The sequence below is a fragment of the Mesorhizobium sp. M0217 genome (assembly GCF_040321955.1).
In the GTDB taxonomy this organism is placed as follows: Bacteria; Pseudomonadota; Alphaproteobacteria; order Rhizobiales; family Rhizobiaceae; genus Mesorhizobium.
In genome coordinates this window covers 31,576-53,381 of sequence record NZ_JAMYSN010000024.1, presented here as the reverse complement: position 1 = coordinate 53,381, position 21,806 = coordinate 31,576, and the positions used below count along the sequence as shown (strand labels likewise).

At 59.7% G+C, this 21,806-nt stretch carries 21 protein-coding genes; 13 read left to right on the top strand and 8 right to left on the bottom strand.

Annotation, left to right across the window (positions count from 1 at the left end; all coding sequences use genetic code 11):
- Positions 1 to 222: 222 nt before the first annotated feature.
- Together NKJ18_RS26825 and NKJ18_RS26820 are read right to left on the bottom strand one after the other, a co-directional pair.
- The gene (locus NKJ18_RS26825) at positions 223 to 1,248 is read right to left on the bottom strand and encodes an alpha/beta hydrolase family protein (RefSeq protein WP_352760561.1); all 1,026 of its coding nucleotides are present in this window, start codon (positions 1,246 to 1,248) and stop codon (positions 223 to 225) included.
- A complete protein-coding gene (locus NKJ18_RS26820; protein ID WP_352760637.1) occupies positions 1,238 to 2,845 on the bottom strand; it encodes an RcgA family putative transporter in 1,608 nt (535 codons plus the stop codon). The genes NKJ18_RS26825 and NKJ18_RS26820 overlap by 11 nt, the downstream gene beginning before the upstream one ends.
- Positions 2,846 to 3,182: 337 nt before the next feature.
- Between NKJ18_RS26820 and NKJ18_RS26815 the strand changes: the two genes are divergently transcribed.
- The gene (locus tag NKJ18_RS26815; protein ID WP_352760559.1) at positions 3,183 to 3,527 is read left to right on the top strand and encodes a hypothetical protein; all 345 of its coding nucleotides are present in this window, start codon (positions 3,183 to 3,185) and stop codon (positions 3,525 to 3,527) included.
- Here NKJ18_RS26815 and NKJ18_RS26810 read toward each other — a convergent pair.
- From NKJ18_RS26810 to NKJ18_RS26800, 3 genes are read right to left on the bottom strand one after another with little or no spacing between them, the layout of a single operon-like run.
- The gene (locus tag NKJ18_RS26810) at positions 3,524 to 3,688 is read right to left on the bottom strand and encodes a hypothetical protein (RefSeq protein ID WP_352760557.1); all 165 of its coding nucleotides are present in this window, start codon (positions 3,686 to 3,688) and stop codon (positions 3,524 to 3,526) included. The two genes, NKJ18_RS26815 and NKJ18_RS26810, sit on opposite strands and share 4 nt — an antisense overlap.
- Positions 3,685 to 4,233, bottom strand: coding sequence for a thermonuclease family protein (locus NKJ18_RS26805; RefSeq protein WP_352760556.1), 549 nt, complete (start codon positions 4,231 to 4,233; stop codon positions 3,685 to 3,687). The genes NKJ18_RS26810 and NKJ18_RS26805 overlap by 4 nt, the downstream gene beginning before the upstream one ends.
- On the bottom strand, positions 4,230 to 4,832 hold the full coding sequence (locus tag NKJ18_RS26800; RefSeq protein ID WP_352760553.1) for a hypothetical protein: 603 nt from the start codon (positions 4,830 to 4,832) through the stop codon (positions 4,230 to 4,232). Before NKJ18_RS26800 ends, NKJ18_RS26805 begins: the two co-directional genes overlap by 4 nt.
- Positions 4,833 to 4,919: 87 nt before the next feature.
- Here NKJ18_RS26800 and NKJ18_RS26795 point away from each other — a divergent pair, with 87 nt between their 5' ends.
- From NKJ18_RS26795 to NKJ18_RS26740, 12 genes are all read left to right on the top strand, one after another.
- Positions 4,920 to 5,573: a lytic transglycosylase domain-containing protein gene (locus tag NKJ18_RS26795; RefSeq protein ID WP_352760550.1), complete on the top strand. Its 654-nt coding sequence runs from the start codon at positions 4,920 to 4,922 to the stop codon at positions 5,571 to 5,573.
- 12 nt (positions 5,574 to 5,585) lie between these two features.
- Positions 5,586 to 5,900 (top strand): TrbC/VirB2 family type IV secretion system protein, encoded by a 315-nt coding sequence (locus tag NKJ18_RS26790; protein WP_023720448.1) that lies wholly within the window; start codon positions 5,586 to 5,588, stop codon positions 5,898 to 5,900.
- 71 nt (positions 5,901 to 5,971) lie between these two features.
- Positions 5,972 to 6,196 carry a VirB3 family type IV secretion system protein gene (locus NKJ18_RS26785; RefSeq protein ID WP_352648479.1) on the top strand — a complete coding sequence of 75 codons (225 nt, stop codon included), beginning with the start codon at positions 5,972 to 5,974 and terminating at the stop codon, positions 6,194 to 6,196.
- Complete coding sequence (locus NKJ18_RS26780) at positions 6,193 to 8,595, top strand: VirB4 family type IV secretion/conjugal transfer ATPase (RefSeq protein WP_352760547.1); 2,403 nt, start codon at positions 6,193 to 6,195, stop codon at positions 8,593 to 8,595. The genes NKJ18_RS26785 and NKJ18_RS26780 overlap by 4 nt, the downstream gene beginning before the upstream one ends.
- The gene (locus NKJ18_RS26775; RefSeq protein WP_352760635.1) at positions 8,531 to 9,736 is read left to right on the top strand and encodes a transglycosylase SLT domain-containing protein; all 1,206 of its coding nucleotides are present in this window, start codon (positions 8,531 to 8,533) and stop codon (positions 9,734 to 9,736) included. Before NKJ18_RS26780 ends, NKJ18_RS26775 begins: the two co-directional genes overlap by 65 nt.
- Positions 9,737 to 9,745: 9 nt before the next feature.
- The gene (locus NKJ18_RS26770; protein ID WP_352760544.1) at positions 9,746 to 10,480 is read left to right on the top strand and encodes a type IV secretion system protein; all 735 of its coding nucleotides are present in this window, start codon (positions 9,746 to 9,748) and stop codon (positions 10,478 to 10,480) included.
- A 183-nt stretch (positions 10,481 to 10,663) separates the two neighbouring features.
- A complete protein-coding gene (locus NKJ18_RS26765) occupies positions 10,664 to 11,707 on the top strand; it encodes a TrbL/VirB6 family protein (RefSeq protein ID WP_352760541.1) in 1,044 nt (347 codons plus the stop codon).
- Positions 11,708 to 11,783: 76 nt separating this feature from the next.
- Positions 11,784 to 12,497, top strand: coding sequence for a VirB8 family type IV secretion system protein (locus NKJ18_RS26760; protein WP_352760634.1), 714 nt, complete (start codon positions 11,784 to 11,786; stop codon positions 12,495 to 12,497).
- A complete protein-coding gene (locus tag NKJ18_RS26755; protein WP_352760539.1) occupies positions 12,494 to 13,291 on the top strand; it encodes a TrbG/VirB9 family P-type conjugative transfer protein in 798 nt (265 codons plus the stop codon). The genes NKJ18_RS26760 and NKJ18_RS26755 overlap by 4 nt, the downstream gene beginning before the upstream one ends.
- On the top strand, positions 13,291 to 14,754 hold the full coding sequence (gene virB10, locus NKJ18_RS26750; protein WP_352760538.1) for a type IV secretion system protein VirB10: 1,464 nt from the start codon (positions 13,291 to 13,293) through the stop codon (positions 14,752 to 14,754). Before NKJ18_RS26755 ends, virB10 begins: the two co-directional genes overlap by 1 nt.
- A complete protein-coding gene (gene virB11 / locus NKJ18_RS26745) occupies positions 14,751 to 15,776 on the top strand; it encodes a P-type DNA transfer ATPase VirB11 (RefSeq protein WP_352760535.1) in 1,026 nt (341 codons plus the stop codon). The genes virB10 and virB11 overlap by 4 nt, the downstream gene beginning before the upstream one ends.
- A 12-nt stretch (positions 15,777 to 15,788) precedes the next feature.
- On the top strand, positions 15,789 to 17,939 hold the full coding sequence (locus tag NKJ18_RS26740) for a type IV secretory system conjugative DNA transfer family protein (protein ID WP_352760532.1): 2,151 nt from the start codon (positions 15,789 to 15,791) through the stop codon (positions 17,937 to 17,939).
- A gap of 509 nt (positions 17,940 to 18,448) precedes the next feature.
- On the opposite strand, the gene NKJ18_RS26735 is transcribed toward NKJ18_RS26740, so the two are convergent.
- Genes NKJ18_RS26735 through NKJ18_RS26725 form a run of 3 tightly spaced genes read right to left on the bottom strand, consistent with a single transcriptional unit; the run spans position 18,449 to position 21,762 of the window.
- A complete protein-coding gene (locus NKJ18_RS26735) occupies positions 18,449 to 19,171 on the bottom strand; it encodes an ABC transporter ATP-binding protein (RefSeq protein ID WP_352760529.1) in 723 nt (240 codons plus the stop codon).
- A complete protein-coding gene (locus tag NKJ18_RS26730; protein ID WP_352760526.1) occupies positions 19,164 to 20,942 on the bottom strand; it encodes a branched-chain amino acid ABC transporter ATP-binding protein/permease in 1,779 nt (592 codons plus the stop codon). The genes NKJ18_RS26735 and NKJ18_RS26730 overlap by 8 nt, the downstream gene beginning before the upstream one ends.
- Entirely contained in the window at positions 20,929 to 21,762 is an 834-nt protein-coding gene (locus NKJ18_RS26725) for a branched-chain amino acid ABC transporter permease (protein ID WP_352760523.1), read from the bottom strand. The genes NKJ18_RS26730 and NKJ18_RS26725 overlap by 14 nt, the downstream gene beginning before the upstream one ends.
- Positions 21,763 to 21,806 lie beyond the last annotated feature (44 nt).

Below are 21,806 nucleotides of genomic sequence, written 5' to 3'. Positions count from 1 at the left end.
GCTTTCCCTTGACGGTCGCACCAGATGAGAACAAGCCGTCAAACCTGCCGGCGCCGTAGAGAAGAAGGGTGTCGTGGCCTTTTCGACTGCCGGTGTCATGCCTGCGCCTTTGTCGGCCACTTCCAGGGGTCGGCTTCGGTAGGGGGCGACCCCACATTCATCACTTCGTGTCGGGATGCCTACCAGAGAATTTGCTGGTGAGCTGACCGGCCAAAGCCAAACTCATGCTCGCCGGGCCGACTTGTCAGCACGCGACAGAAACCGCTTCAAGCTCAAACCGGCCAACAAAATGTAAGGCGGCATGGCGAGCGAGTAGTGACCACAGTTTAATTTCAAAATATTTGGCCTAGCTCCGGCGTCCTTCAGCCTCTGCATGAACCTCTCCGATAGCTCTGGCAAAACCACTTTGTCTCTCTTAGCCAACACAACATGAAGATCGAGATCAGGCCGTGCCAAACTATGCGCGTAATTCTCCAAGTTAAGTGGACTCCAGGCCCTTCTGAGATCGGTCAGCTCAATCTCAGGCTCAAGGCTGGCGCGTATCGATCGTGTCGCGCGACCCGTCCAAACCATATCCGCTAGACTCCCCGCCGTCAGAAACAACGAGGCTTTTGACACAGCCAAGTCGTGTGCCGCGACTATGGCCGCTACCCAGGAACCTAAGCTCATTCCGAAAACCGAAATCTCTCGATAGCCTTCGCTTTTCAACCAACATATGAGTTTTCGCCCATCCAACACTGCCTGCCTTACAGATTGGATCGTTCGACCGAGATTAGGGCTAAGCATATAGTCGGCGTGCACAGAGCCGGGACGGCTGCGTTCGAAATGATAAGGCATAGCAATCTCGACCACCGTGATGCCACGCTGTGAGAAAAAGCTGGCAATCTGACGATTCCGGCCACTTGCATTCCAATGGTGAAAAATCACCATCGCCTGATCGAACGAACCGCTTTTTGTGATTTTCGCCGAGACGACATTGTTCTGTTCGATATCAGTAGAAATGTTCGATGGAAATTTGAGCCACCCATCTAGTCTTTCAAACCCCTGATCACTCACATTCGGATCATCGAAAAAGGCTGGATCAGCCATGGCCTGGTCGGCAAGGGCACAGAATTCCTCGATACTTGTTATCTTCTTCGCACCTGGAAAGGCGCGTTCCGCGTCAAGGGCGAAATCCGATGGTTTCTTCCCTTCCTCACCGCGAAGGGCCCGGCGTTCGTCCCAACGATCGAGCCAACTATGAAACACGCTGATCGTTTCCTAACTCGCTCGCTCGCCAGCGGCCTAATCCTGGATCGAATAGACCGTATAGTGCGACTAGCACTGAAATGACCAAAAGGGTTGAAAAGCCAGCAAACGCGTCGATCAACAAGTAGCTGACAACAAGTAACCCCACTACCGCCGACATCTTCCACAAAGGCGCATGAAATCGACCTCCGACAACTAATCGGATGGACCCATACAAAAATACAAAACAGGTCGAGATAACGATAAGAAGGCTGCTGTAATGCGTCGGCATACGATAGCGGAACCCGGTGCCCACATCGACGCGACCGTGGAACATCGAAGACATATCGCCGACCAACCACGACACTATATTCTCACCACTGGATGCCAGATAAGAGCTTTGGACCTTCATCCATATGGCGACCAGAACCCCCAAAATAGTACACCGAAAGACCCCTCGCATCACTGTGAGGCCGGCTTCATTGAGCTCTTGCTGATGATCAACATGCGGCAGCTTCTTCAATCCGTCTCCAATTCTCCAAAGATCATGAACAACCGTATAGAGCAAAATGAGGCCTGCGAAGAAAAGATAAAACACCAGACACATGTACAGGTAAGCGATCCCCGTAAAAACGATTGTTTCGGGAACAGATATGACATCAGGACGCACAAGAGCTATTTTTCCCCAATCCAAAGCATAGTTGCCACCGCCCTTCATCAACGGGATCAGGGATACGCCGATCCATTGAAAAAGACCCGCGAATAGCAAGCAAATCACAAAAACCGACCAATATGTGTACGAGGAAGCGTCAACGTTGCGCAACCAGGCGTCGTCGCTTTCCACTTCACCGCATAGCGCTGCGAGCTTTCTGCGGTCCTCATTTTTCCAGGAGACCAGCAACTCCATAACGAAGAAGAAAAACAGCGGTAAGAACACCATAAAGTCGAGTGTCCAATTTGCGGCCCAAAGGAATCCAACCTGCTTAACGAGCCCGTCCGCTCGCTCGTAGGTGACGTTGTGGATACCAATGATGTACGACAAAAAGCCGAGAGCGGTCATGCCGGCAAACACCGACGCCGGTAAATTCAGGGGAGATCCGTGACTAAAAAGCGCCTCCGATTTCCTCGCCAAGTTAAAACGTCGCCTCGGCCCCTTGGCGTCAGTATCGCGGGTCGGCTCTGCTGGGAAGTCTGTCTCGAAGCTCGCAGTCAGTGCTGTACCTGGAATCTCGTGTGCAACGCTGCTGGTGGCTCTCTTCCATTCTCGTCTCTTGGCTGATAACCGCGATTGCGCCTCACCCAGCTCCATCTGCCATTCGCTAGTTGCGACCGGATCATCGCATCCAAAAATCCTCGCCAGCCAACGAATGTTGGCAGTGCTAATTCCCTTCTCGTTCTCTTGAAACCAAAGTTGCACCGTTCGCAGATCGACACCAACCCGGTTGGAATCAATCAGTGAAATCGCCTCTGCAAGGAGTTCGGGCGTCCACGGGCCAGCAGGAAACCCGTCTTTGTCCAACAGTCGACCCGCTCCCGCCGCCGCCAGTCGTTTGAATAATTCTTTGAAATCACTTCCGTCTCTCGGCGGAGGGAGAAATAACTTTCCGTTCTTAAACAACAACTTATAGGCTCTATGTTCGTTCTGTTTCGCTAGGCTTCGTATCCTATCGTGCCTTCGTCCTCAATCAACGATTTTATCAACTGGATCGATTCTGGCTGGCACGGAGAGACCGATGACGGGTGACCGCCGGAGAGGCAGAACACGTTTTGTTGCGTGGAAGATGCTTCGCAAACCGCCGGCCAACTGAAACGTCCGTCTGTTGGCAGAGTGTGACCTCATGAGCGAACATTGGGGAAGCCAGGGCTTCGGGAGCCTGAGAAGCGGGGGGGTGAACCCCTATTTTTCTCGCCTCCCTAGGTATCATTTACGATTGTCATGCGCATGGAGCCGGTCGATGCCCGTTCAAGTGGTCTGTAATAACGGAGTGATGGAGGAGGCCGATGGGGTCGCGAATCTGCTCGCGGCACATCGTCATGCAGTCGCCATGGTTGAACGTCTCGGCAGGAGATGGATGAGGGCCGAAGGGCCGGATGCGACCCTGATCGGCCGGCGATTGGATTCGGTGATGGCGGAAGAGGCTATCGCGCGTCGGCGCGCGGCCGCTGCGCCGGTGGCCGATGTGGTTGAGTTGAAAATGAAGGCAGCCTATTTCCGGCAGTTGTTGGGGAACGACTGGTGCGAGCTTGATGTCGACGATTTTCGCGCGTTGCTTGGTTCTTTCGCGAAACTGCAGTTCTAGGAGAAGAGCGCTGAAATCCATGAGGCCACGGTATTCCAGGCGGCATAGAGCCCCGCAGGCACCAATATGATCACTATGAACGCAGCGGCTCCGCCAATAGCGCCGTCACCGCGTACTTCCACGGGATAGTAATATTTGTGCGCCTCATCGTCGTGCTTCATTGTTGTCTCTCCGACCCCTTATTTAGCAGCAACTGAATAGAATGCTGAAACGTCGTGCCCCACAAACCCGCACGTTTCATCTTAGCGTTGATTTCCGCGACGAGGTAGTTCTCATTGACGGCTTTCCCCTTCGCTGTCGTTGCGGCAAACGCATATCCGGTCGCTATGAGCGCTGTGCCGACGTCGATTGTTTCGCCATTCAGCTGCGCACCGCACACGACGAAAACCGCCTTGTCGAGGGCGTAGCCGATTGGCTGGCATGAAACCGCGGCGCTATCGAACAGGGCTGCCAGATGCGCCAGCGAGGTGTTCCCACAATCGATTTTGTTCCCATTTGGCTCTTCGGCTGACGTGCCTCGAAGACATGACTGGACGCCATAGAGGCGGAAAAGGCGATTTCCGTCACGCCAGGTATCTCCGGTCAGCAGTTGAGCTGACTTCGATACCGCCAAGGGCGTTGGAACTGCAGTATCGGGGGCATCCTGCGCCTGCGCCGGTGCGGATACCGAGAATGCGGCCAGCACTGCAAAGCTCGCCTGTTTCATTTCTGGAACTGGCCACCGAGGTCGGCGGAATGCTCGAGATCGGGGCGCAGCGACTTGCCGTCCTTGTTGCGTCCGATCGCCGCCATGTCGAAAAAAACCATTTCGTCATCGTCGTAGGCGACGTTGTACGGGTCGTTTGCGTTACCCGCACCCACGAGAGAAAAACACGACACGGCGTCGGGTTCGCCCTTCCTGCTTTGCAGCACAAGTGTTTTGCAAAGCACGACGGATGCACGATCGTTGTAGATTGCCTCTTCGTAGTCCTGCGCGGCTTTCGTGCAGTCCCATTGCTGCGTCTTGTACGTAATCTTCGGTTTTGGGCAGGCCGCAAGGCCGCGCAGCCGGTACGTGACGCCGTTGACGACGCGCTCGGTCGCCGACGGCACTTTTACTGGACCCATGAGAGCGGCCGCATCGCGCTGAAAGAGCGCGCCTTTCGCATCGTAGCGCTCATAGACGAAAACCTTTTCGCCCGGCTTGGCAAACTGGAGCAGGTAGTGCTCCGAGGGTTGCGCGAAGGCGCTCGGGGCGTCGGCGCCGGCAGCATAAGCCACGGTGCCCTGGAGCAGCAAGACCGTGCAAAGAGCCGTCTGTTTCATCGAAACCCGTCCTTGTGATCGATATCGTGTTGACACTTTACTAGGGCTGCGTGTAGCCATAGTAAAGTGTTAAATTTTGGCGACAGTATGAACACTCGATTCGCTCTCCTGCTCACCCTGTGTGCCGCTACAATGCCCTTGGAAGCGCACGGCCGGGACCTGGCATCAGACCGCGTGGCAATCGCCTTTGCAACGCCGGCGCAAGCCCTTGCCGCGGCCGGGGCGCAAAGGCCGGGGGAGTGTAAGACCGTAAATCGGACCGAGGTCTCCCGACTTGTGCGTTCAATCGCGCAAGAGGAAGGCTTCGACGCCGATCTGGCCGAGACAATTGCATGGGCCGAAAGCGATCTCGGCGCCAGTCAGGGTCCCTCAAAAGCCGGAGCCCTGGGAATCATGCAGCTGATGCCGGGCACGGCGGCCGATCTAGGGGTCAGCGACCGTTGCGATACACAGGCAAATGTCCGGGCTGGCCTTCGCTACCTGAAGTCACTCTATGACGAATTCGGGGATCCGCTGCTGATGCTGGCGGCATACAACTCCGGGCCCAACAGCGTCTACAAGGCGCAGGGCATTCCGGTGAATCCGGAGACGGCGGAATACATCGTGAAAATACTGAACCGCTGGAAGTTCGGCGGTGTGGTGAAGAAGTCCGCCCTGACCAAATCCGAGACGCTCGCGGCCGCTCCGCCAGCAAGCGAGGACGCTTGGCAGGATGGTCATGTCATGGATCTCGGCAACTGAAAGGAGCCAAGGGTGGAATACAGGAAAGCGGGCAAATTTGCCCTGAAACTGGCCTTGGCCTCTGCGGTCGGAATAGCTCTCGCGCCAGCCACTGCGTATGCCCAGTCGGCGGCGCCAGTCGAAAACGTGCTGGAGTGGTTCGTCGGAGTTCTGCAGGGCAACATCGCGCGCTCATTCGCCATCATCGCGGTCTGTTTTCTCGGCTTCCTCGCCATGACGGGCCGGCTGGCGTGGATGATGGCTTTTTCCATCATCATTGGCATCGCTCTGATCTTCGGCGCTGCCCAACTGGTGGATGCGGTTCGCGCGACCGCTGGAGGCAGCTGAGACATGGACGACGAGGAAGTCTATGTCGAGCCGGTCAGCCTGCCACTGACACGCCCCCCGATGAAATGGGGGTGCGATATGAGGTTTTTGCCCTGAACGGCATCCTGGCGGTGATCGGTTTTATCGCCACGAGCAGCTTCATGCTCGGCCTTGGCGTGTTCGGCGTAGTGCATCTGGTCAGCGCATATCTGTGCCAGCGCGACCCCTACATGTTTCATATTTTCGAGCGGCGCGTCTCCAAACGCGGAGCGGTGGCGAACCTTACTTTCTGGGGGGCGAGGAGCTATTCGCCATGAGCCTCGATGCCGACCTGAAATTTGGCCGTGAGCGCCGCCGCGAAAAGCCCGCGGCGATGCACATCCCTTACCTTCGCCATGCCGATGACAATCTGATCGTGACGAAGAGCGGCTTTCTTGTCGGCGTCATCCAGCTTAGTGGCCTGCCGTTCCAGACGATGGACCAGGCCGAGCTGAACAGCCGAATGTTCAACCGCAACACGACGTTCCGCAATCTCTCGACGTCTCGCTTTGCGGTCTACACGACGATCATCCGCCGCCACGTGACGCCTGAGATCGAAGGCGACTTTGACAATCCTTTCGTGGCCGAGCTCGACGCCCGCTACATGGATGAGCTTGGGGCGAAAAACCTTTTCGTCAACGAGGCGTATCTGGCGGTCATACGCCGACCGATGGTCGGCCGCGTCGGCTGGGTGGACAAGGCGCTCAATGCGTTCCGCATCAGTACCGCGGGCGAAGAAACCCGCGAAGAGGCGATGGCCGAATTGCGTGACGTGCTCGACGGCGTCGTCAAGGATTTCACGGCTTATGGTGCGCGTCTTCTCGGCGTCGTGAAGCGCCGCGACAGCTTCTTTTCCGAGCCGGCGGAATTTTTGGCGAAGATCCTCGCCGGCGGCGTCGACGTGGAAATGCCTTTGCCGCGCATGAGCCTTGGCGATGTGCTGGCGACACGACAGCTGTTTTTCGGCAAATCCGCGCTGGAGCTTCGCGGGCCGGACGCCGCCAAGCTCGGCGCCATGGTATCGATCAAGGAATACCCACCGTTCACCGCTCCGGGCTCGTTGGACGGTCTGTTGCGCCTGCCACATGAGTTTGTCCTGACGCAGAGTTTCGCGATCGAAGACCGGGTAACCGCGATGCGCAGGATCAACACCATCGCGAACCAGGTCGAGGGTTCCGACGAGGCGGGCACGACGGTCGAGGAGTCCGTCCACGACGGCGCCGACAAGCTGGCCGGCGGCGAAGTCGTCTTCGGGCAACATCACATGAGCGTCATGGCCTTGGCACCGGACATGACCGGGCTCAACCGTGCGCTATCCGACATCACGGCCGAGCTTTCGCGCATGTCGATCGTGCCGGTTCGCGAGACACTGAACACGGAACTGGCCTTCTGGGCGCAGTTGCCGGGAAATTTCAGCTACATCGCGCGACGTGCGTTGATCTCGTCGCTTAACTTCGCCGGCCTTTTTTCAGGACACAATTTCCCGTCCGGGCAACGTGAGCGGCTGCATTGGAAACGGCCCATCGCTTTGCTCGAAACGACCAGCCAGACGGCCTACTATTTCAATTTCCACGTTCACGATGTCGGGCACTTCACGGTGTTCGGCCCGACCGGCTCGGGCAAGACCGTGGTGCTTTCGTTCCTGATGGCGCAGGCCATGCGCATCATGCCGCGGCCGCGATGTGTCTATTTCGACTATATGCGCGGTGCTGAAATTTTCGTTCGAGCGCTTGGCGGTCGCTACGAGGTGATGGAACCTTCCCAGCCGACCGGGTTCGCGCCATTGCAGCTCGATGACACCGCAGAAAACCGTTCTTTCCTTGAAGATTTGCTCATCTACATTCTGACGCCGGAAGGCGGCACGCTGGACGTGGCGGAGATGCGCGTCATCAACGCCGCCGTCGACATGATCTACAAGATTCCGCGCGAACAGCGGACCTTCGACCTGCTGCCGGAAGTGCTGCGCGGCTCGCTCATGCCCGGCATGAACGATCTGGCCGCGCGGATACAGCCCTGGCTCGACCCGAAGGACAAAGGCTGGCTTTTCAACAATCCCGTCGATCTGGTCGATTTCTCGAAACCCGTCGTCGGCTTCGACATGACCAGGATCCTGGGTGACCGAAAGCTGCGTTCGGCGGCGTTGCTCTACATCTTCCACCGTCTTGAGGACCTCATCGACGGCTCGCCGATCATGCTCTTCCTCGATGAAGGCTGGAAGCTGCTGGACGACGAGGTTTTCGCCGCCTTCATCAACGAAACACTGAAGACCATTCGTCGCCGCAACGGCGTGGTCGGCTTTGGCACGCAGACGGCGGAAGACGTCGTCAATTCCTCCATATCGTCGTCGCTGATCGAGCAAACGAAGACGAACATTTTCTTCCCCAACCCGAAGGCGAGCAAGGAATCCTACATGGAGCGCTTCTTGCTGACAGCGAAGGAATTCGAGTTCGTGCGCAGAACCGCGAAGGAGACGCGCACCTTCCTCGTCAAGCACGACAGCGACTCGATCGTCGCCAAACTCGATTTGTCGGCGATGCCCGATCTCATCAAGGTCTTGTCCTCGAACGAAGCCAACAGAAAGGAATGCGCACGGCTCCGGGAAACCTTCGGTGATGAGCCGGAGATGTGGCTGCCATACTTCTGCGGATGGGAGAACGAGCATGACGAAGCGGCTTAGCAGCGCTTGTCTGGCCGTGGCTCTCGCGACGGCGGAAAGCATGAGCGTGGCGGTCGCTCAGATCGCGGTGATCGACGGGCCGAACCTCGACAAGCGGCAAGAGGACGAACAGCACAGCACGAAGTCGGATGAGGCCAAAAAGGACGAAACCGACAGGAAGAAAAGCGTCGTCTGCACCTATTCGAACAAATACCGCTCACAGATGTTTCGCCGATCGCCGGCCGACGCGCTGCAGCGCGACGCGGGCAACGTGAAGATGATCCGCTACTATGCACAAAAGTACGGCGTGCCCGAAGGCCTGGCACTGTCCGTCGCCTATCAGGAATCGCGCTTCGACACATGCGCCGGGAGCCACACCGGCGTCAAAGGCGTCATGCAGCTGACCAAGGGCACCGGCAAGTCCATGGGGCTTGACCGCGACGTCAACGAGCAGAATGTCGAAGGCGGCGTCAAATATCTCGGAATGGGCGTGAAGCAATGCGGAGCGACGAATTACAGCTGTCTCGCCTCCTTCTACAACGGATCGAACGCAGGCGAGCAAAGCCAGTGGGCCGGCGGCGTCGGCCGCTGGAACAGTTACTTCAACGACTATGTGTCGAGCGGCAAGGCTCCGGCCGCCGCGCCGCCACCATTCTCGATCGTAACGGCCGACGGCGCAGGCGGCTCGGCCCAGGACGCGGCCATGGGCACAGTGAGGAAGGCGGCTGGTGGCCTTGATGCAAGCTCATCGCAGATCGGCGCCAACAATGCGGCGATCGACGCGCTGGCGGGCAACGTTAGCCAGGTGACCGAATACAAGGACGCCTGGGAGCAGAACTCGTCAGCTCGTGGGATCAACGCCGATGTCACCAATCAGTATCTCGCCCAGGCGGGGGATTTTACGGCGTTGCTGGCCCAACTTCTATCGTTGCAGAACGTTCAGGCATCGCAGTCGGCCAAACTGGTGCAACAGCCGAAGAGCGGCTCTCCAAACCCGTTCTCTTGTGATCCGGCGGAACAGGAACGGTTGAAGATCGATCGCGGCCGGTGGCTACCATGCGCACTTGAGAACGCGGGGGCAAACTCGGCCGACAGTCGCTCGATGATCATCACCAGTGACCCTGCCGGCGCTGCCAGCGTGATCAAATCTCTACAGCAATAGGAGGCTGACATGAGGAAATTCGCGATTGCCGCCGGTCTGGCGCTTTGGACAAGCACGGCCCACGCACAGATTGCCGTCATTGATGGCGCCAATCTCGATGTCGCCCGCAAGAATGCGGACAACACCAACTCCATCATGGACTCCAACAAGGATATCCTGAAAAAGAGCGAGGAGATCCTGCAGGCTCTCAGCGGCAGTCGTGACGGTTCGCTCGGGATCGGACAGATGGGCCTTGGCGGCAACATGTCGATTGCCCAGGCGCCGTCGTTCGGATCGATCCTGAACGGCGGGGCTCTTTCGTTTGGCGGCCTCTCGCCCGAAATCCAGAAAATCGCCGGCGCCGTCATCAATGGGCTCCAGCTGGTGAAGCAGCTCCAGCAGATTGCCGGCAAGGAGACCAGCGCCGTCAACACGGCCTATGGCGGCAGCGTCAATGTGGCCTCGCTGCTAAGCGCATTGACCTCGCAGGCTTCGCAGGGCGTTACCCAGCGCCAACAGTCGCTGCAGTCAGCGAGCGGGCAGATTGGGCAGTCGCAGGACGTCAAGGGTTCGGTCGACCAGAACACACGAATGCAGCTGGAAAACGCGCGCGCCGTCAACGAACTGATCGGCGTCCAGAACGGCGCGGTCGCGGCCCTGAATGAGAAGCTGAAGGGAGATCTTCTTCGCCAGAGCCAAGTGCAGAAGATGATGACCCCGCGCACCGTCAATCCGTTCGCGGAATTCGGCAAGAGCGGAGGCTGAGCGCTTGTCGAGGCGAGTCCTGCGCGTATGGGTTGTGATTGGGCTCGGCGCGGGGCTTTTTGGATGCGCAAATCGCGAACTGAAAGCGCCGTGCGGGCCTCTGGCGTATGCCCACGTCGACGAATGCGGCGCGCTGAAGCCGGTCAATTCAACGCCGTTCGCCAGCATCATTGACGAGGATCCATGAACGGTCTCGCCGCAAGCATCCTCGGTGGCATTGACAACATCGGCGAGGACTTCGTTCGCACCGTCTATATGCAGTTGGGCAACGCGATGGGCAACGTCTTCACCCTGATGCTGACCCTTTATATCGTGTGGTGGGGCTATTCGATCCTGAGCGGGCGTGAGTCGATTTCGCCAATCGAAGCGGCCTATCGCCTCGGCCGCGCCGTCATCATCTATCTGCTGCTGACCGGATGGGGCACATTCTCGTCAACGATCTATCAGCTCGTACAAAGCATTCCAGACGAGGTCGGTAAGGTGATCGTCGGCGCCGTGTCGCGGGCCACCGGCAATCAGCTTAGCGACCAGGCGGCAATTCCAGCGCTGATCGACAATCTGTACCAAGGGGCGCAGGACGTCGCCAATCAGGTCTACAGCGGATCCTTCTATGACATTTTTGGCGCGCTGCTGTCGCTGCTCGTCCTGCTGTCGGCCATCATCTTCGCAGCGCTTGCCATTGCCGCGATCATCGCCGCCAAGGTGATGTTGTTCATCACGCTGGCTCTGGCGCCGTTATGGATCATCCTTTGGCTTTACCGCTGGTCCTCGCGCATGAGCGAAGGCTTTCTTTCGCTGACCACCTTCCTGATGATCCAGCAAATCCTGATCTACGGCTTTCTCGGTTTCTACTTCTCGCTCGTCAATGCGGCGCTGAACACCGCCACGTCCGGCGGAGCGACCATGGACAGCAAAATGTCGCTGGTGCTGCCCTTGGTGCTGGTGACGGTCATCGGCATCTACGTTCTCATGCAGATACCCTCGATTGCTTCGATCCTGAATGGCGGCGGGTATCTCAGCACCGTGGGCGCATACAACCCTTATAGAAACTTCGGCAGAAACGCTGTGCGCTATTCCGGCGCGCGATGGGCCGCGGGCCGCGCCGCTCGGGGCGCCCGGCAGCTCGCAGCAAACAGTTTTCGATCTTCGCGAGCAGCGAGGTCGGATGCCGCAACTCGGTCCGCCATCCAGCAAGGTGCGCGCGATAACTCCAGGCCTCTGGCCTAGAACACAAGAACGATCACGGATCGCGGCCCTGGATTGGATCGGGATCGTCGCGCAAACGAGGCAATAGTAAGTGACAATGCCAGTGGAAACAGCTGCTGACCGCAGCAGCGAACTCGTCGACAAGCGGTATTACAGGGCGGGCGCGACCTGGGAAGACGACACGCACAGGTCAATGCGTCGATCGCGTACATTGGCCTGGATCGTCAGCGGCATTTCGGGACTGGTTGCGGTGCTGTCGCTGCTGGCCCTCGTGCTTATCCTGCCACTCCGGCAATTCGAGCCGTACGTTGTAGAGGTCGACAAATCGACGGGCTACCTCGAGATCATGCGCGCGCTGAAGCCTGGCGATTTATCGCAGAACGAGGCTGTCACCGCGGCCAATCTGGTGCGCTACATCAGGGCCCGCGAAACCTACGATTCCCGTGAACTGAAACAGAATTACGACCTGGCCCAGCTCTATTCGACCGACGCCGCGTCCAAGGATTTGACATGGCTTTTCACGCCTGCAAATCCACAATCGCTCGACAAGATTTTTGGCCGCAATGTCACTGTCTCGGTCGAGATCAAATCGGTTTCCCTGCTCAATCGCAACACCGCCTCGGTACGCTTTGCCACGACGACGCGGCGGGACAATTCGTCGACCGCCGACAATTGGGTGGCGGTGATAAAATTCCGCTACACCTCGACGCCGCTCAAGAACGAATGGCGTTTCGACAACCCGTTGGGATTTCAGGTTACGGATTACCGCCGCGACCAGGAATCGGCGCCGGCCGCGGGGAGCCTGCAATGAGACGGCGCGCGGGCCTCGCGCTGTCGGCCGCCCTTCTGCTCGGCACGATGCACAGCGCGGCCGCACGCGACGGCCGCATCCGATATGTCACCTTCAACAATGACGACGTGACGTCGGTGCGCGCGGCTCTTGGCATTTCGACGATGGTCGAGCTCAGTCCGACCGAAGTCATCGAAACCGTGTCGGCTGGCGACACGAAAGGCTGGTCGATCATTCCCAAACGCGGATCGCGATTTCTGTTCGTCAAGCCGCTGGAGCGCGATGCGTGGACCAACGTCAACGTGGTCACCAACCGGCGCGTCTATTCCTTGCTGCTGCAGGCGACTGACAATAGCCGTGACCAGGCATCCTTCCAGGTCCGGTTCAAATACCCGGACGAGGATATCAACGCGCGCCTGCTCTCACAGGCAAAAGAGAGCGCCGCCGATCCGGATTTAAAGGATCTGAATTATGCCGATCTCAATTACGACTACGCCTACAAGGGCGACGACAGCCTGAAGCCGCGCACCGTATTCGACGACGGCACCAAGGTGTTTCTGGAGTTCAAGGGCGACATTCCGGCGATTTTCGTTGTCGACGACAAGCGCCATGAGTCGCTGGTTAACGTTCGCACGCAGGGCAAATACACAGTCATCGACAAGGTCGCACGGCAATTCACCTTGCGGGCCGATGGCAAGACGCTCTGCCTCTACAACCGGGCGCGACCCAACGCCATCGATCCCGTCGAGCAGGTCTACGGTCCAACGAAACTGACAGGCGGTTCCACCCTGTTCGGATCCAGCGGAGGGCGCTGATGACCCACATCGATTATAACCAACTGGACGGCAGCCCAACGGTCGCGCGCCGTGGTGCGGGCGTGGGTACCAGGATCGCCCTGGTCAGCCTCGGCGTAGTGCTGGTAGGCGCGTTGATATGGCTGAACTGGCCTCGGGAGCCTGTATCGCGCGATGTTCGCAGTGATGGCGAGGAAAACTTCAATCCGCCGGAGTTTCGCCCGCCGGCGTTGAACGAGCCGCCCCAACCTGCCGACGGCACGATCGACCAGATCGTGGTGCCGCCCCCGGTTGACGACAAGAATGGCACGCAGCAAGCCGATAATGTCGATCAGACCGTACAGCAAGGCGCCGATCTCGATGCGCAGCGGCGCGCACTGGAGGCGCAAATGGCGGCCGAGGAGGCTCGCCGCAAGGCCGAGGAGGACGAAGCCCGCCGCAAGGCCGCGGCTGAGGAAGAGGCTCGTCGCAAGGCGGAGGCCGCCGAGCGCGAAAAGGCGGTGTGGGAACGCCTGCGGTCGAACCAGATGGTGACGAATGATCAAACCGGCTCCACGGATAGCGGCGCCCAGGCGGCGCAGGTCGAAATCGGGCCCGACGGTCAGATCGTCCCGGTCCCCGGCGCCGACAGTGATCCCAACAAGGCCTTCCTGGCGCAGTCCGAGGCAAGTTCTTCCGGCATCGTCAAAGCCAAGGCCTTCCGACGAACCGATGCGTTGATCCCTGAAGGAACGATCATTCGCGGCTATTTGGAAACCGCTGTTAACACCGACCTTCCCGGCGCCGTGCGCGCTGTCGTGCGTGAGGATGTCTTCTCTCTCGACGGCCGGCGGATCCTCATCCCGAAGGGCTCGCGCCTGACCGGAGAATACCGCTCAGGGCTTGCGCGTGGTCAGAAGCGTGTTTTCATCGTCTGGAACAGGGTCATTCGCTCGGACGGCATCTCCGTCGATATCAAGTCGCCTGGGGCAGACGCGCTCGGGCGCGGTGGCGTGGGCGGGCGTGTTGATACGCACTGGGTTGAACGGTACGGCAACTCCATCATGCTTTCTATCGTTGGCGGTGTCTCTGAATATCTGTCCTCGCTTGGCGACAGCGGACAAAATGGCCAACAACGCCAGGTGTCGACGATAAATCCCGTAACCGGTGAGACGACGACCGTGACTTATGGTGGGAACGGCTCCCAGCGCGACGCCCGCGGCATCGCGTTTGACAAGTCATCAACCGCCTTGCAGCAACTCGCGCAGGAGGCGTTTCGCGACACGCAGAACATTGGCCCGACAGTCTATGTCGACCAGGGCACATCGATTGTCGTGTTGGTGCGGCGAGACCTCGATTTCTCGGATTTGTACGCCGATCCCATCCAGGAAGAAGTTGCACGCCTGAAGGCAGGCGGGCGGCCGAAGATGGCGATCGATCCGACGCCTCTCTACGGCACGCCAAAAGATCATTTCTATCTCGGCTACGGGAGCCCGGTGAAATGAATGCCGTGCATCCCCTTCCCGACCCTTGGACGAGAGCCCCGGTCCTGCGCGCTCATCTGGAACCGATATGGTCCTATTTGAACGAAGATGCAGTATCCGAGATTGCGATCAACAGGCCGGGTGAATTGTTCATCGAACGCCTCGGCGCGAAGGAAATGGAGCACGTCGTCAAGCGCGAGGTCACACCCGGCTGGATCCGTAATATCTCGACGGGCGTCGCCTCGGCGACCAATCAGGTTATCAACGAAGAAAAACCGGTCCTATCGGCCGCGCTACCTTCGGGTGAGCGAATCCAATGCATCTTGCCGCCGGCGGCTCCCGAAGGCGGGGCGATCTCGATCCGTAAACAGGTCATCATGGACATGAGCCTTGCTGCCTACAAGGATCTCGGCGCATTCGAAAACACGGCAATGGGCAGCGGCCTGGCGCTTTCAAGCGAAGAAAAGCGGCTTGTCGAGATGTTGCACGACACATCGCCGATGGAGTTCCTGCAATACGCGGTGCGCAACCGCGTTTCGATCGTCGTTTCTGGCGGCACGTCGACCGGCAAGACGACGTTCTTGAATGCGCTTTTGAAGGAGATCCCGGCCCATGAACGGATCATCACGATCGAAGACACCCGCGAACTGAGGCTGCCGGCTCCCAACAACGTCACCCTGTTAGCCTCGAAGGGCGACCAGGGCCTTGCAAAGGTCTCCGCGCAACAGCTGCTCGAGGCCTCGCTTCGCATGCGACCCGACCGTCTGTTGCTGGGCGAGTTGCGCGGCGCTGAAACCTTCGCATTCCTCCAGGCAATCAACACCGGCCATCCTGGTTCGCTCACGACCGTTCATGCCAATTCCGCCCGGTCCGCCTACGAGCGGCTGGCGCTCATGGTCATGCAGGGCAGTACGGGGCTCTCACGAAGTGAAATTCTCGACTATCTACGTGAGGTCATTCCGGTGGTCGTCCAGATGGTCCGCACCGAAGGCGGACGGCGCGGCATCAGCGAGATCAAGTTCACCAAGGCGGAGACGATCTAGCGAGACCCATCCATGCAGAAAATCGCAACAGCAATTTTCATGGTGCTCATGGCGATGGCCCTGGGCGCCTTGGTCTTCACCGTCGCCTATGCCGCGACGGATTGGTACCGGATTGGCTCACACGTCCTGTTCGACCAGCTGAACGCCAATCCGTTGCCGGTCGTTCGTCAGGCCTGGGCGGACACGATGGCGAGGAACTTTGGCCGGATACAATACGCCGTTGCGGCAGGAGCATTGGGGTTTCTCTTGCCACTGGTCAGCTTGTTTCTCATGCGTCCGAGAAAGCGCAATGACTCTCGCTTCATGACCATGAGCGACGTATCAAAAACCGGCCTGACGAAAGTGGGCGGCGTCTTCGTCGGTCGAGCCGGCGGCAGGCTGGCCGAAATTTTGTCGCCGCGCCGCGATCAGCGCTCAGGCAAGATCCGTTTGTCCCAGCGCAAGCTGATGGGCGGTAAGAAATTGTGGATTGATGGCGATGATGTCGGCGGCTTCGTCATAGGGCCACCGCGCTCCGGTAAAGGCACGTCTCTCATCATCCCGAACGCCTTGACCTGGCCGCATTCGCTCGTGGTTCTCGATCTGCGGGGCGAGACGTATGCGGCGACCGCCGGTTACCGTTCGACCATGAGCCGCGTGGTGCGTTTCGCGCCGGCTGATCCGGGCGGCAATACCGCGTGCTACAACCCGATGGACTTCATCTCGCTGGATTCGGCGCAGCGCGACATCGACCTTCGCAACATCGCTGCGGCATTGTTTCCGCGCCCCCCTTCGAACGCGGATCCCTACTGGGTCAACGACGCCCGGCTGCTTTTTACCGGCATCGCGTCCTTCGTCATGGAATCGCCTGCGATCCCGAACGAGAAGAAGACCTTTGCCAAAATCCTCGATATCATGAACGGCGCCGAGCAGCCGCTCCTCGAATTCATCGGCTCGCTGCGCGAGGAACGCCGCCGCGAATGTTCGCATTTCACGCTGCAAACCCTGTTGCCATATTTTGAGATGTCCGAGCGGCAGTTTTCCGGAATCTACGCCGGCGTCCGGACCGGCATGGCCCCCTTTCTCAATGAGCGTCTGATGCGAGCTACGTCGCGCAGCACGTTCGATATTCGCAGTCTCAAGCGCGATCGGATCTCCCTTTATCTCGACGTGCGGCGCGAGCAGATCACGTCGCTTGGACCGTTATTCAACGTCCTGATCACGCAGATGATGAACTTCATGTCGGAAACCATGCCGCAGCCGGGCGAGCATCCGGTGCTTGTGCTGCTCGACGAGTTCCAGAACCTCGGCAAGCTCGAGAACGTGACCGAAATGGCAAGCGTGCTCGGCGGCAACGGCGTTTCGATGTGGTTTTTCGTGCAGTCGCTGAAGGCTGTGGACGAGATCTATCGCCAGGAAGGGCGCAAGACACTTATCAACGCCGCTCGCGTGCAGATCTTTTTCGGTGCGCAAGACGCTGACGATCTGCGCTACGTTTCCGAGCAGCTCGGCGAAACGTCGGACGTGCAAAAGGACGTGACGCGCACCAAGGCAACGTTGTTCGACACTTATTACACGCGCTCGGAGCACCGCAAGGAAGTGCGGCGGCCCCTCATGCGGCCGGACGAAATCCGTACGCTCGACAAGAACAAGGTCATCATATTGCCGCGCGGCGAACTGCCAATCCTCGGCACGCGCAATTTCTATTTCGCCGACGGCCAGCTCGCCAAACGCGCGTTCATGCCCCTGCCCGCCTCTACCGGCCCCTCGCTCACGAAAAGCCCTGCATTGGACGCTTCCGCGGCGGTTCCATCTCCTGCGCTCCCGACGATTGTGCCGAAAGCACCCACGTACCGCTCAGGCCTTATGCAGACCCGGCTGCGGCGCGGCGCGACATTTGCCGCAAAAGCAGGCCCTATAGCTCCGCCGCCGAGCCGGCGCGCAATCGGAAAAGAACGGCTGAAAGCAACCGACGCTGCAGACGTACCAGCTTATGCCGCCATAGACTTTTCCGCTTTGGCGGCCAAAGCGGTGACAACACGCGTAGCGCCTGACAAAGAAGCGGCGGTTGCGGCGATCCTGAACAAGGTGCGGTCCCTGCGCGCCAACGCATCCGACACCGAGACTTTCGATCGAAATCTGAGCATCGTTGAAGATGCTTTGCCTGATCTAGTCGATGGATAAGCGTTCCTAATGATCTTTGACGTTACTCCGTGGCGGATTTAGATGAAACCATAGGAGATTCGGCCATGCAGAAGAGGCTCTTCTTGACCAGGCTATAGTTGCAGCCAGTCCGGAAGCACGCCGCATTCCTGGCCCGGCTCGATATGCCGCCCGAGTTCAATGAGCGCCTGCGCAAGACCATTCGGACGCCGAGTCCCTTGGAGAAGGCATGACGGCTGCGGCGCCCTGAACCTCTGGCTGCGCATCATGACGGTCAACCTTTCGTATCCGGCGTGGAAAACCTCGATCTCTGGCTAAAACCCCGCGCCCTAAAAAATCAGACGACAGGGGCGTCCCGCGCTTTTGTTGCCTGTGATGGTCATCGCGTGCTGGCCAGAAGCGACGGTCAGGCACTCCGCTTGCATCGTCGAGAACTGGCCTGAGCGGACGCTCGGAGCTTTAGACTGAAAGGCCGGAATGCTCCCTTTGGGGAACAAACGGATCGGAGTATCCGTGCCGGATCCGAGCACTTAGATTTTCAGGTGCTGCAGCACTCGGGCCGCCGTTCCGTCTGTTACGTCGCCGGCATCGTCGATGCGGCCGAGCTTCAGCACCGCCCAGCTGTCGGCGATGCCAAGCGCGAAAGGCAGGTTCTGCTCGACGATCAGGATCGTCGTGCCGTTGGCCCTGCGTTCTTCCCTCAGAGCTGCGGCGATACGTTTGACGACGGAGGGCTGCAGGCCTTCGGAAATCTCGTCGATCAAAAGCAACTTCGGCTGCAACATCAGCGCGCGGCCCAGAATGAGCATCTTCTGCTCACCGCCGGACAGCGTTCCAGCGCGTTGCGACAGGCGCTCCCGAAGGAACGGAAAATGCCCGTAGACCCGCTCCACCGCTTGCGCAAAACCGCGATCCGAACGCAGCGCGAGGCGTAGATTGTCGCGCACGCTGAGATCCTGGAACAGCGCCTGCTCCTGCGGCGCATAGCCGACGCCCGAGGCGATCAACGAGGCCTGGGAAACGCCTGACATCGACATACCGTCAAGGCGGATGTCGCCCGAACGCAGCGCCACAAAACCGAGGATGGTTTTGAGCACCGTGGTCTTGCCCATGCCATTCTTGCCCATCAGCGCAAAAATCTGTCCGGGCGCAATGGAGAGCGACAGCGCGTCGATGATGGCAACCGGCCCATAGCCGCTCGACACATTCGACAGCGAAAGTTTCGGCACGATGGTTTTGGTCTCCTCAAGCATGGGCGGCTCCCGAATAGATCGTTCTGACCACTTCGGAATTGACGACCTCGGCGACGCTGCCGTCGAGGACAAGCTTGCCCTGGTGGAGAACGACGATTCTGGTCGAGATGTCGCGGACGAAATCGAGATCGTGCTCGACCAGGATGGCGGCGAAACCGAGCTCGCCGGTCAGCTTCTGCAGCGTAGCGCCAATGGTGGTGCGCTCGACCTTGGTCAGTCCGGCCGTTGGCTCGTCGAGCAGGATGAGTTTTGGCTCGAGCGCAACGACCATGGCGAGCTCTAGGCTCTGCTTCTGCCCGTGCGACAACAGCGACACGGGCCGGCCAAGCATCAGGTCGAGCCCGGTGGAGCGCAAGATATCGGCGGCGGCGGCCGGCAATCCAAGCGTGGCGGAGCGGCGCAGCAGACTCGGCACCTGGCGCGAGGCGCGTGCCATGCGCAGGCAATCGGCGACAGTCAGGCTGTCGAAGACACTCGCCACCTGGAATTTTCGGCCGACACCGAGCGCCACGATTTCATCCGGTGTCATACCGTTGATGTCTTGGCCGGCAATGCTGACGCTTCCGGTGGTGGCTTCGGTGCCATCACTGAGACACCGCATCAACGTCGTCTTGCCGGCGCCATTCGGACCGACGAGGCTGACCAGTTCGCCGGGACGAACGTCGAGGTCGATACCCTGCAGCACCTGCAGGCTGCCGAAGGATTTGCCGAGACCACTGACGGAGAGCACATTGTTGCCGCCGGCGCTGCCATTGCCAGCCGGCGCGACGGCGATGGCCGGGCTCCCGGCGGTGTTGGTTTGCGCCCCACTGCGGCGCGGCAGCAGCATTGCGAACAATTGCGCCAGCCCGTTCGGCAACAGGATGATCATGACCACGAACAGGGCGCCGACGATGAGGTTCCACAGGAAGGGCAGATCGCCGGAAAGCTGGGCGCTGAGATAGTCGATGCCGATCGCACCCATGACCGGCCCGATGATGGTGCCGCGGCCGCCAAGGGCCGTCCAGATGACGATCTCGGTGCCGAAGACGAAGCCGGTATTTTCCGGCGCGACCACGCCCGATGCATTGGCGTAGAGGAAGCCGGCAATGCCGGCGACGCCGGCGAGGATCGTTGTCAGCACGATCTTGAGGCGTTGCGGGTCGAGGCCGAGATAAGCGCAGCGCGCTTCATTGTCGCGAATGGCGATGAGCAGCTTGCCGGCATCGGAGCGGGTGAAGACCAGGGCGACGACAGTGGTGACAATCAGGCAGATGCCGGCCAGCCTGAAATAGCCCGGCAGGCCGAGCGGCAGGCCGGAATAGCCGACCAGTCCGCTGCTCGATCCTGTCCACACGCCACCCGAAAATACCAATTGCGTCACCACGATCGGCACCACCAGCGAGATCACAGTCGCATAGAGCGGTGTCGACCCGTGGCCGAAAGACAGCCAGCCGACGAAACCGCCAAGCAGCACCGGCACGAGGATCGCCAGGGCCAGCGCCAGTGCCAGAAAGGCGGGCGTCGAGCCGAGATGGCTGAGCACCATGGCGCTGGCATAGGCGCCAGTGCCGAAGAACGCCGCCTGGCCGAAGGTCAGGATGCCGGTGTAGCCCCACAGAATGTCGACGGTCACCGCCAGCATGGCGTAGATCATCGAGCGGGTCAGCACGTTGAGCGTAAAGCGATCGAACAGCGCTGGCCCGATGATGACCACGACCGCCGTCGCAAGCGCAAGGGCTGCAAACAGCCAGACCCTCGGTGGGATGGAACGGCTTTCAGGCACGGGCAAATCCCTTCGGGCTGATGCGCAGCACCAGGGCGCACAGGACCGCCACCGTGATGCCGCCGAGAATGGGGCTGACGAAGGTACTGACCAGAACCTGGGCGCCACCGAAGACGAGGCAGGCGACGGCCAGCGTCGAGAAGGACGAGCCGGCGACCATGACCAGCATGAACGAGCCGATCAGCCAGGCGACACCCATGTTCGGATCGACGCTGGTCAGCGGCGTCAGAAGCACGCCGGCGAGTGCTGCCAGTCCGGTGCCGACCATGAAGGTGGCCAGACGCACACGCGCCGTGTCGATGCCGAGCGCGCGCGCCAGCATCTCGTTCATGATCACCGCTTGCGCGGACAGGCCGAGCCGCGTGCCCTCAAGCAGGAAGGTGAAGGCGAGCCCGATGACCAGCGCGGCCGCCACGGCGAACAGCCGGTAGAGCGAGTAGCCAACGCCGAAGACATCGACGGTGCCCGACAGGAGATTGGGGGTGAACTGCACATCGCGCCCGAACCACAGCGTGATCAGTTGGCCGATGACGATGCTGAGCCCCCAGGTCGCCAGAATGGCGTCGGGCGGCCGGCGATAGAGCGGCCGCACGATGACCAGTTCGGTGATGCCGCCAAGGATTGCCCCGACGGCAAAGGCGATCGGCAGCGCGGCCCAGGGATTGAGGCCGAGGCCGGCCGTGGCTACGGCGCAATAGGCGCCGATGGTCAGCCAGGCGCCATGGGCGAAATTGATGATCTTCAGCACGCCAAAGATCGCAAGCAGGCCGGCAGCGACGATGAACAGGATCGCCGCCGTCGTCACCACGTCCAGGAGAAGCGTCATTGCAGGTCCCCGATGGTGTGGAACGGGGCGACACAGGGCCGCCC

Bases quoted from the DNA above. Each gene is read 5' to 3' on its own strand.
- NKJ18_RS26815 (WP_352760559.1), top strand. From the start codon at position 3,183: ATGCCCGTTCAAGTGGTCTGTAATAACGGAGTGATGGAGGAGGCCGAT.
- NKJ18_RS26810 (WP_352760557.1), bottom strand. From the start codon at position 3,688: ATGAAGCACGACGATGAGGCGCACAAATATTACTATCCCGTGGAAGTA.
- NKJ18_RS26805 (WP_352760556.1), bottom strand. From the start codon at position 4,233: ATGAAACAGGCGAGCTTTGCAGTGCTGGCCGCATTCTCGGTATCCGCA.
- NKJ18_RS26800 (WP_352760553.1), bottom strand. From the start codon at position 4,832: ATGAAACAGACGGCTCTTTGCACGGTCTTGCTGCTCCAGGGCACCGTG.
- NKJ18_RS26795 (WP_352760550.1), top strand. From the start codon at position 4,920: ATGAACACTCGATTCGCTCTCCTGCTCACCCTGTGTGCCGCTACAATG.
- NKJ18_RS26780 (WP_352760547.1), top strand. From the start codon at position 6,193: ATGAGCCTCGATGCCGACCTGAAATTTGGCCGTGAGCGCCGCCGCGAA.
- NKJ18_RS26775 (WP_352760635.1), top strand. From the start codon at position 8,531: ATGAGCCGGAGATGTGGCTGCCATACTTCTGCGGATGGGAGAACGAGC.
- NKJ18_RS26770 (WP_352760544.1), top strand. From the start codon at position 9,746: ATGAGGAAATTCGCGATTGCCGCCGGTCTGGCGCTTTGGACAAGCACG.
- NKJ18_RS26765 (WP_352760541.1), top strand. From the start codon at position 10,664: ATGAACGGTCTCGCCGCAAGCATCCTCGGTGGCATTGACAACATCGGC.
- NKJ18_RS26760 (WP_352760634.1), top strand. From the start codon at position 11,784: ATGCCAGTGGAAACAGCTGCTGACCGCAGCAGCGAACTCGTCGACAAG.
- NKJ18_RS26755 (WP_352760539.1), top strand. From the start codon at position 12,494: ATGAGACGGCGCGCGGGCCTCGCGCTGTCGGCCGCCCTTCTGCTCGGC.
- virB10 (WP_352760538.1), top strand. From the start codon at position 13,291: ATGACCCACATCGATTATAACCAACTGGACGGCAGCCCAACGGTCGCG.
- virB11 (WP_352760535.1), top strand. From the start codon at position 14,751: ATGAATGCCGTGCATCCCCTTCCCGACCCTTGGACGAGAGCCCCGGTC.
- NKJ18_RS26740 (WP_352760532.1), top strand. From the start codon at position 15,789: ATGCAGAAAATCGCAACAGCAATTTTCATGGTGCTCATGGCGATGGCC.
- NKJ18_RS26735 (WP_352760529.1), bottom strand. From the start codon at position 19,171: ATGCTTGAGGAGACCAAAACCATCGTGCCGAAACTTTCGCTGTCGAAT.
- NKJ18_RS26725 (WP_352760523.1), bottom strand. From the start codon at position 21,762: ATGACGCTTCTCCTGGACGTGGTGACGACGGCGGCGATCCTGTTCATC.